Consider the following 9,754-nt stretch of genomic DNA (forward strand, 5'->3'; position numbering starts at 1 on the left):
GCCGGGCGCGCCGCCCCGCCCGGACGACGACCGACCGGAACGACCGCCTCTGAGGCATGGAGCCCACGCAATGGAGAACGAGGACAAGCTTCGCGACTACCTCAAGCGGGCGACCGCCGACCTGCGCCAGGCCCGCAGGCGGCTGCGCGAGGTGGAGGAGAAGAACGAGGAGCCCATCGCCATCGTCGCGATGAGCTGCCGCTACCCCGGAGGCGTGCAGACCCCCGAGGACCTGTGGCGGCTCGTCGCGAACGGTGAGGACGCCATCTCCGCCTTCCCGGTCGACCGCGGCTGGGACGTCGAGTCGCTGTACGACGCCGACCCCGACAGCGCGGGATCCAGCTACGTCAGCGAGGGCGGCTTCCTGTACGACGCCGGCCGCTTCGACCCCGCCCCCTTCGGGATCTCGCCGCGTGAGGCGCTGGCCATGGACCCGCAGCAGCGGCTGCTGCTGGAGACGTCCTGGGAGGCGTTCGAGCGGGCCGGCATCGACCCGTCCTCGCTGCGCGGCAGCCGGACGGCCGTCTTCGCGGGCGTCATGTACCACGACTACACCGCGCGCCTCGACTCCGTCCCCGACGGCGTCGAGGGCTTCCTCGGCACCGGCAGCAGCGGCAGCATCGCCTCCGGGCGCGTCGCCTACACCTTCGGTCTCGAGGGCCCGGCCGTCACCATCGACACCGCCTGCTCGTCGTCGCTGGTGGCGCTGCACCTGGCGGTGCAGGCGCTGCGCGCGGGGGAGTGCTCCATGGCGCTCGCCGGCGGCGTGACCGTCATGGCCACCCCGTCGACGTTCACCGAGTTCAGCCGTCAGCGCGGTCTCGCGGCGGACGGGCGCTGCAAGCCCTTCGCGGCCGCGGCCGACGGCACGGGCTGGGGCGAGGGCGCCGGCATGCTCCTGGTCGAGCGGCTGTCGGACGCGCGGCGCAACGGCCACCCGGTGCTGGCGGTGGTGCGGGGTTCGGCGATCAACCAGGACGGCGCGAGCAACGGCCTGACGGCGCCGAACGGCCCGTCGCAGCAGCGCGTCATCCACCAGGCGCTCACCAACGCGCACCTGTCGGCCGCGGACGTCGACGTGGTGGAGGCGCACGGCACCGGCACGACGCTCGGCGACCCCATCGAGGCGCAGGCCCTCCTCGCAACGTACGGGCAGGAGCACACGGCCGAACAACCCCTGCTGCTCGGCTCGATCAAGTCGAACATCGGGCACACGCAGGCCGCGGCCGGCGTCGCCAGCATCATCAAGATGGTGTTGGCGATGCGGCATGGGGTGGTGCCGAAGTCGTTGCACGTGGATGAGCCGTCGCCGCATGTGGATTGGGCGTCGGGTGCGGTGGCGTTGGCGTCGGATGCGGTGGTGTGGCCGGATTCGGGGCGTGCGCGGCGGGCGGGTGTGTCGTCGTTCGGGTTCAGTGGGACGAACGCGCACGTGATCGTGGAGCAGGCGCCGGAGCTTGAGGTCGAGGATGAAGCCGCCTCGCCCTCCGGTGGTCCTGCGGTGGTGCCGTGGGTGTTGTCGGGCAAGAGCGTGGCGGCGTTGCGGGGTCAGGCGGAGCGGGTGTCGGGCTGGCTTCATGGTGAGGCTGGTTCGGCGGCTTCGGTTGCTGATGTGGGGTGGTCGTTGGCGTCGTCTCGGGCGGCGTTGGAGCACCGTGCGGTGGTGCTGGGTGACCATGCGGCGGGGCTGTCGGCGGTGGCGCAGGGTGTGCCGACGGCGGGTGTGGTGTCCGGGCGTGTTGTCGGTGGCAAGACGGTGTTCGTGTTCCCGGGTCAGGGCTCGCAATGGGTCGGTATGGCCGTGGAACTGCTGGATTCCTCGCCGGTGTTCGCTGCCCGGATAGGGGATTGCGCGCGGGCGCTGGAGCCGTTGACCGGTTGGTCGCTGGTGGATGTGCTGCGCGGTGTGGAGGGTGCTCCGTCGCTGGAGCGCGTGGATGTGGTGCAGCCTGCGCTGTTTGCGGTGATGGTGTCGCTGGCGGAGGTGTGGAAGGCGGCCGGGGTGCGTCCGGCGGCGGTGATCGGGCATTCGCAGGGTGAGATCGCGGCGGCCTGCGTGGCGGGGATCCTGTCGCTGGAGGACGCCGCCCGGGTGGTGGCTCTTCGGAGTCAGGCGATCGGCCGGGTGCTGGCGGGTCTCGGCGGGATGGTGTCGGTGGCGCTGCCCGCAGACGAGACGCGCGCGCGGATCGCGGCGTGGGGCGAGGCCCGGGTCTCCGTTGCCGCGGTGAACGGCCCCTCCTCTGTGGTGGTCTCCGGTGAGGTGCAGGCGCTGGATGAGCTGCTGGCCGCCTGCGAGGCGGACGGGGTGCGGGCGCGGCGGATCGCGGTGGACTACGCCTCGCACTCCGCGCAGGTCGACCTGCTCGAAGAAGAACTCGGGAAGCTGCTGGCGCCGATCACCCCGGGTGAGGCGCAGGTGCCGTTCCTGTCGACGGTGACCGGCGAGTGGATGTCCGGGCCGGAGTTGGACGGCGGTTACTGGTTCCGGAACCTGCGGCAGACCGTGGAGCTGGAGCAGGCGGTCCGGATGCTGCTGGAGCAGGGCTTCGGGGTGTTCATCGAGTCCAGCCCGCACCCCGTCCTGACGGTCGGGCTGCAGGAGACCGTGGAGGACGCCGGTCGTGAGGCCGCGGTCCTGGGCTCCCTGCGCCGCAACGAAGGCGGTCTGGAGCGGTTCTGGCTGTCCCTTGGCGAGGCCTACGTGCACGGCGCGTCCGTGGACTGGCAGGCGGTGTTCGCCGGAGCCGGCGCCCGCCATGTCGACCTCCCCACCTACGCCTTCCAGCGCGAGCACTACTGGCTGGAGAGCGGAACCCCCGAGGCTGTTGGGGCCGCCGCTCCCGCCGCCAGCGTGGAGGCCCGCTTCTGGGAGGCCGTCGAGCGCAACGATGTGGCCGCCCTGACGGCCGAGTTGGACGTGGACGGCGACCAGGCGCTGACCGCGCTGCTTCCGGCGCTGTCCTCGTGGCGCCGGCAGAGCCGTGAGCAGTCCACCGTCGACGGCTGGCGCTACCGCGTCACGTGGAAGCCCCTGCCCGAGCCCGCCTCCGCCCGCCTCACCGGCACCTGGCTGCTCGCCGTCCCCGACACGCTCACCGGAGCGGACGAGGAGTGGGCGGCCGCCGTCGAGCGCACGCTCATCGACCGCGGCGCCGACGTGCGGCGGATCGCCGTCGTCCAGAGCGACGACACGCGCGCCGAACTCACCCCACGCATACGCGAAGCGCTCGCCGACGGGCCCGGCGTGTCCGGTGTCGTCTGCCTGTCGACGCCCTCGGGCACCGCCGCAGGCACTGTCGTCACCACGCTCTCCGTCGTCCAGGCGCTCGGTGACGCCGAGGTGACCGCGCCGCTGTGGTGCGTGACCCGCGGCGCCGTCGCCGCCGGCCGCTCCGAGCGGCTGGAGTACCCGACGCAGGCGCTGATCTGGGGTCTGGGTCGCGTGACCGCGCTGGAGCACGGCGAACGCTGGGGCGGCCTGGTGGACCTCCCCGGCACGGACGACGTGGACGACCGGGCGCTCGCCCGGCTCGCCGGCGTCCTGGCGGGCGACGCGGCCGAGGACCAGGTCGCGGTACGCCCGGGCGGCCTGCTCGCGCGACGTCTGGTGCGTGCGCGGCTCGCCGAGACCAGCACCGTCCGCGCGTGGCGACCGCAGGGCACGGTGCTGGTCACCGGCGGTACGGGTGCGCTCGGCGCGCACGTCGCCCGCTGGCTCGCGTCCAACGGCGCCGAGCACCTCGTACTGACCAGCCGCCGCGGCATTGACGCCCCCGGCGCCGCGGAGCTGCGTGACGAACTGACCGCGTTGGGCGCCGAGGTGACCGTCGCCGCGTGCGACGTCGCCGACCGCGCCGCCGTGGCCGCGCTCATCGGCGCCGTCCCCGCCGACCGCCCCCTGACCGCCGTCGTGCACACCGCCGCCGTCCTCGACGACGGCGTGATCGAGGCGCTGACCCCCGAGCAGGTGGAGGCGGTGCTGCGCGTCAAGGTCGATGCGACCCTGCACCTGCACGAGCTGACCCGCGACCTGGACCTCTCCGCCTTCGTGCTGTTCTCGTCCTTCGCCGCCACCTTCGGCGCGCCCGGACAGGGCAACTACGCCCCGGGCAACGCCTTCCTGGACGCCTTTGCCGAGCACCGCCGGGCGGCCGGGCTGCCCGCGACCGCGATCGCCTGGGGCCCCTGGGGCGACGGCGGAATGGCGGAGGGCGCCGTCGGCGACCGCATGCGCCGGCACGGCGTCATCGAGATGGACCCGGAGCGGGCCGTCGCAGCGCTCCAGCATGCGCTGGACCGGGACGAGGCGACGCTGACCGTCGCCTACATGGAGTGGAAGCGCTTCGTCCTCGCCTTCACCTCCGGCCGGTCCCGGCCGCTGCTGCACGACCTGCCCGAGGCGCGCGCCGCCGTCGAGAGCATCCGTACCGACGCGACCGAGGGCGCCGGCGACGCCGGTGAGTTCTCCCGGCGGCTCGCCGGTCAGCCCGCGGCCGAGCAGGAGCGGCTGCTCCTCGACCTCGTCCGTACCGCCGTCGCCGCCGTGCTCGGATACGCAGGCCCCGAAGCGGTCGAGGCGGGGCGCGCGTTCAAGGAGCTCGGCTTCGACTCGCTGACCTCCGTCGAGCTCCGCAACCGCCTGGTCGCCGCCAGCGGCCTCAAGCTCCCGCCCACCCTTGTCTTCGACTACCCGACGGCCACCGTCCTCGCCCGGTACCTGCGCGAGGAGATGTTCGGCCGGGAGGGCGGGGCGGCGTCCGCTGTCCCGACGCCCAGCGCCGCGGTCCTCGACGCCGAACCCGTCGCTATCGTCGCGATGGCGTGCCGCTTCCCCGGCGGGGTGCGCACGCCTGAGGAGCTGTGGCAGCTGCTGGTCTCCGACGGCGATGCCCTTTCCCAGTTCCCTGCCGACCGCGGCTGGGACATCGAGGCGCTGTACGACCCCGACCCCGACGCGCAGGGCACCTCGTACACCCGCGAGGGCGGATTCCTGTCCGGGGCGGCCGAGTTCGACCCCGGGTTCTTCGGGATCTCGCCGCGTGAGGCGCTGGCCATGGACCCGCAGCAGCGGCTGCTGCTGGAGACCTCGTGGGAGGCGTTCGAGCGGGCCGGCATCGACCCGCAGACCCTGCGCGGCAGCCAGGCCGGCGTCTTCGTCGGTACGAACGGCTCGGACTACGCCGAACTCGCCCGCACCGCGACCGAAGGCCTCGAAGGGCACCTCGCCACCGGCAGCGCCGGCAGTGTCGTCTCCGGCCGCATCTCGTACACCTTCGGTCTCGAAGGCCCGGCGGTCACCGTCGACACGGCCTGCTCCGCCTCGCTCGTCGCCCTGCACCTCGCCGTCCAGGCGCTGCGGGCGGGGGAGTGCTCGGTGGCCCTGGCTGGCGGCGTGACGGTCATGTCGACGCCCGGCACCTTCATCGAGTTCAGCCGCCAGCGGGGACTGTCCACGGACGGCCGCTGCAAGGCGTTCTCCTCCGACGCCGACGGCTTCAGCCCTGCCGAAGGCGTCGGCATGCTGCTCGTGGAGCGGCTGTCGGACGCGCGCCGCAACGGCCACCCGGTGCTCGCGGTCGTCCGCGGCTCCGCCATCAACCAGGACGGCGCCAGCAACGGCCTCACCGCCCCGAACGGCCCCTCCCAGCAGCGCGTCATCCGCCAGGCCCTCGCCAACGCGCGCCTGTCGGCCGCGGACGTCGACGTCGTCGAGGCGCACGGCACCGGCACCACACTCGGTGACCCCATCGAGGCGCAGGCGCTGCTCGCGACCTACGGCCAGGACCGCCCCGAGGGCCGGCCTCTTCTCCTCGGCTCGATCAAGTCGAACATCGGCCACGCGCAGGCCGCCGCCGGAGTCGCGGGCGTCATGAAGATCGTGCTCGCCATGGAGCACGGCGAGCTGCCGCGCAGCCTCCACATCGCCGAGCCCACCCCGCACGTCGACTGGACCGCGGGCGAGGTCGACCTGCTGACCGTGGCACGGCCGTGGCCCGAGACGGGACGCCCCTGGCGCGCGGGAGTCTCGTCGTTCGGCTTCAGCGGGACCAACGCGCATGCCATCATCGAGCAGGCCCCCGACGCCGCCCAGGGGTCCGCGCAGGACATGACCCCGGAACCGGAGCGGACACCCCTACTGACCGGGGTGACCCCTGACGGTTCCGTTCCGAGCCCGTTCACCACCCTGCCCTGGACCCTCAGCGCGCGGACGCCGAAGGCCCTGCGGGGCCAGGCCGAACGCCTGCTGAACCACCTCGCCACCCACCCTGACCTGCGACTTGTCGACGTGGCCGGTTCCCTGGCCACGACCCGCGGCGCCCTGGACCAGCGCGCTGTCCTCGTCGCCCGCGAGCGCGCCGACGTCGTCACCGCCCTGGCCGCCCTGGCCGCCGGGGAGACCTCACCGGTCCTGGTGCAGGGGTCCGCGATCGGGGGAAGGACGGTCTTCGTCTTCCCCGGACAGGGGTCGCAATGGGTAGGCATGGCCGAAGGGCTGTTGGACGCTTCAGCGGTGTTCGCTGCCCGGATGGAGGAGTGCGCTCAGGCGCTGGAGCCGTTGACCGGCTGGTCGCTGGTCGATGTGCTGCGTGGTGTGGAGGGTGCTCCGTCGTTGGAGCGCGTGGACGTGGTGCAGCCTGCGCTGTTTGCGGTGATGGTGTCGCTGGCGGAGGTGTGGAAGGCGGCCGGGGTGCGTCCGGCGGCGGTGATCGGGCATTCGCAGGGTGAGATCGCGGCGGCGTGCGTGGCGGGGATCCTGTCGCTGGAGGACGCCGCCCGCGTGGTGGCTCTGCGCAGTCAGGCGATCGGTCGGGTGCTGGCGGGTCTGGGTGGCATGGTGTCGGTGGCGCTGCCGGCCGCGCAGGTGCGGGAGCGGATCGCGGCGTGGGGCGAGGAGCGGATCTCCGTTGCCGCGGTGAACGGCCCGTCCTCCGTGGTGGTCTCGGGCGAGGTCGAAGCGCTGGATGAGCTGCTGGCCTCGTGTGAGGCGGATGGCGTCCGGGCGCGGCGGATCGCGGTGGACTACGCCTCGCACTCTGCGCAGGTCGACCTCCTGCGTGACGAGCTGGCCGAGCTGCTGGCGCCGATCACCCCGGGTGAGGCGCAGGTGCCGTTCCTGTCGACCGTGACCGGCGAGTGGATGACCGGACCCGAGCTGAACGCCGGGTACTGGTTCCGCAACCTGCGGCAGACCGTCGAGCTGGAGCAGGCGGTCCGGACGCTGCTGGAGCAGGGCTTCGGGGTGTTCATCGAGTCCAGCCCGCACCCCGTCCTCACCGTCGGGCTGCAGGAGACCGTCGAGGACGCCGGCCGTGAGGCGGCCGTCCTGGGTTCGCTGCGCCGCAACGAAGGCGGCTTGGAGCGGTTCTGGCTCTCCCTTGGCGAGGCTTACGTCCACGGTGCCTCCGTCGACTGGCAGGCGGTGTTCGCCGGGACCGGCGCACAGCGCGTGGACCTGCCCACCTACGCCTTCCAGTCGCAGAGGTTCTGGCCCGAGAACGCCCCGGCGCCCGCGTTCGAGGCGCCGGTGGAGAGCGAGATCGACGCCCGCTTCTGGGCGGCCGTCGAACGCGAGGACCTCGACACGATCACCTCTGAACTCGCCGTCGACGCCGACCAGCCGCTGACCGCGCTGCTTCCGGCGCTGTCCTCGTGGCGTCGGCAGAGCCGTGAGCAGTCCACCGTCGACGGCTGGCGCTACCGCGTCACGTGGAAGCCGGTGCCCGAGCCGGCCTCCGCCCGCCTCACCGGGACCTGGCTGCTCGCCGTCCCCGGCGCGCTCACCGGCGCGGACGAGGAGTGGGCGGCCGCCGTCGAGCGCATGCTCACCGAGCGCGGGGCGCAGGTGCGTGCCGTGCGCGTCGAGCACGGCACGGCCGACCGCGAGCAGCTGACGGCGACCGTGAAGGCCACGCTCGACGGCACCGCGCCCGGCGGTGTCCTCTCCCTCCTCGCCCTCGGCGGCGGCAGCGCCCCGCTGCGCGAGCACGCCGGACTGCTGGCGACTGCCGCCCTGGTCCAGGCACTCGGCGACGCCGAAGTCACCGCGCCCCTGTGGTGCGTGACCCGCGGCGCGATCGCCACCGGCCGCTCCGAGCAGGTGACCGATCCCGCCCAGGCACTCATCTGGGGCTTCGGCCGGACGGCCGCCCTGGAGTACCCCGACCGCTGGGCCGGTCTCGTCGACCTGCCCGGCACGGACACCGCGGACGACCGCACACTCACCCGCCTCGCGGGCCTGCTGGCCGGGGACGGCGCGGAGGACGAGGTCGCGGTCCGGGCCTCCGGCGTCTTCGCGCGCCGGCTGGCCCACGCGCCCGCCGCCGACGCGCCGGCCGGAAAGGCCTGGAGCCCCCACGGCACGGTGCTGGTCACCGGCGGTACGGGTGCGCTCGGGGCGCACGTGTCCCGCTGGCTCGCGGCGAACGGCGCCGAGCACCTGGTGCTGACCAGCCGCCGGGGCATCGACGCCCCCGGCGCCGCCGAGCTGCGCGACGAACTGACCGCGCTCGGGGCGGAGGTGACCGTCGCCGCCTGCGACGTCGCCGACCGCGACGCCCTCGCCGCGCTCATCGGCGCCGTCCCCGCGAACCGCCCGCTGACCGCCGTCGTCCACACCGCCGGTGTGCTCGACGACGGTGTCATCGACGCGCTCACGCCCGAACGGTTCGCGACCGTCCTCGCCCCCAAGGCGGAGGCGGCGCTCGCCCTGCACGAGCTCACCCGCGACCTGGACCTGTCCGCGTTCGTGCTCTTCTCCGGGGTCGCCGGAACGCTCGGCGACGGCGGGCAGGGCAACTACGCGGCGGCCAACGCCTATCTGGACGCCCTCGCGGAGCAGCGGCACGCCGAGGGGCTGGCTGCGACCTCCGTGGCATGGGGCCGCTGGGGCGACAGCGGACTGGCGGCGGGCGGCGCGATCGGCGAACGCCTCGACCGCGGCGGCGTGCCGGCGATGGCGCCCGGTTCCGCGATCCGCGCGCTCCAGCAGGCCCTCGACCTGGGCGACGTGACCGTCGCGGTGGCCGACATCCAGTGGGAGCGGTTCGCGCCCGGCCACACCGCCGTGCGGCCGAGCCCGTTCCTGGCCGACCTGCCCGCGGTGCGGCGGCTGGCGGAGGCGGCCCGCTCCGGCGGGGCGGACGGCGATCCGGCCGGTGCCGGGCTCTCCCCGGCGGAGGCGCTGCGCCGCCGCCTGGAGGTCATGCCGCGGGCCGAACAAGGCCTGGCCGTCGCCGAGTTGGTCCGTACCCACGCGGCCGCGGCCCTCGGCCACCCGACCACCGACGAGGTCGGCGCGCAGCGCGCGTTCAAGGAGCTCGGCTTCGACTCCCTCATCGCGCTGGAGCTGCGCAACCGGCTGAACGCCGCGACCGGACTGCGGCTGCCGGCCACCCTCGTCTTCGACCACCCGAACCCGGCCGTCCTGGCCGGCTTCCTGCTCGGCGAGATCGTCCCGGACGGCGGCCCCGGCGCCGCCCCCGGCATAGCGGAACTCGACAAGCTCGAGTCCGCGCTGTCCGTGCTCGACCCGGACGCCGCGGACACCCCGACCCGTACCGACATCGCGCTGCGTCTGCAGGCCCTCCTGGCGAAGTGGGGTGAACCGCACACCGATTCCCGTGGCGAGGCCGTTACAGAAAAGCTCCAAGAGGCCACGCCCGACGAGCTCTTCGCCTTCATCGACAAGGAGCTCGGGATTTAAGCAGGCGGACAGCAGGCAGCACGCAGCAGGCAGCAGCAGCGCGAAGGT

General features: G+C 73.8%; 1 protein-coding gene. It reads left to right on the forward strand.

What is annotated here, in order from left to right:
* Positions 1-70 precede the first annotated feature (70 nt).
* Positions 71-9,706, forward strand: coding sequence for a type I polyketide synthase (locus ACZ7MY_RS11820; protein WP_499601210.1), 9,636 nt, complete (start codon positions 71-73; stop codon positions 9,704-9,706).
* Positions 9,707-9,754: the final 48 nt, after the last annotated feature.

The sequence above is a fragment of the Streptomyces sp. NPDC111520 genome (genome assembly GCF_055635295.1).

Coding starts and splice junctions, on each gene's coding strand:
- ACZ7MY_RS11820 (WP_499601210.1), top strand. CDS start 71: ATGGAGAACGAGGACAAGCTTCGCGACTACCTCAAGCGGGCGACCGCC.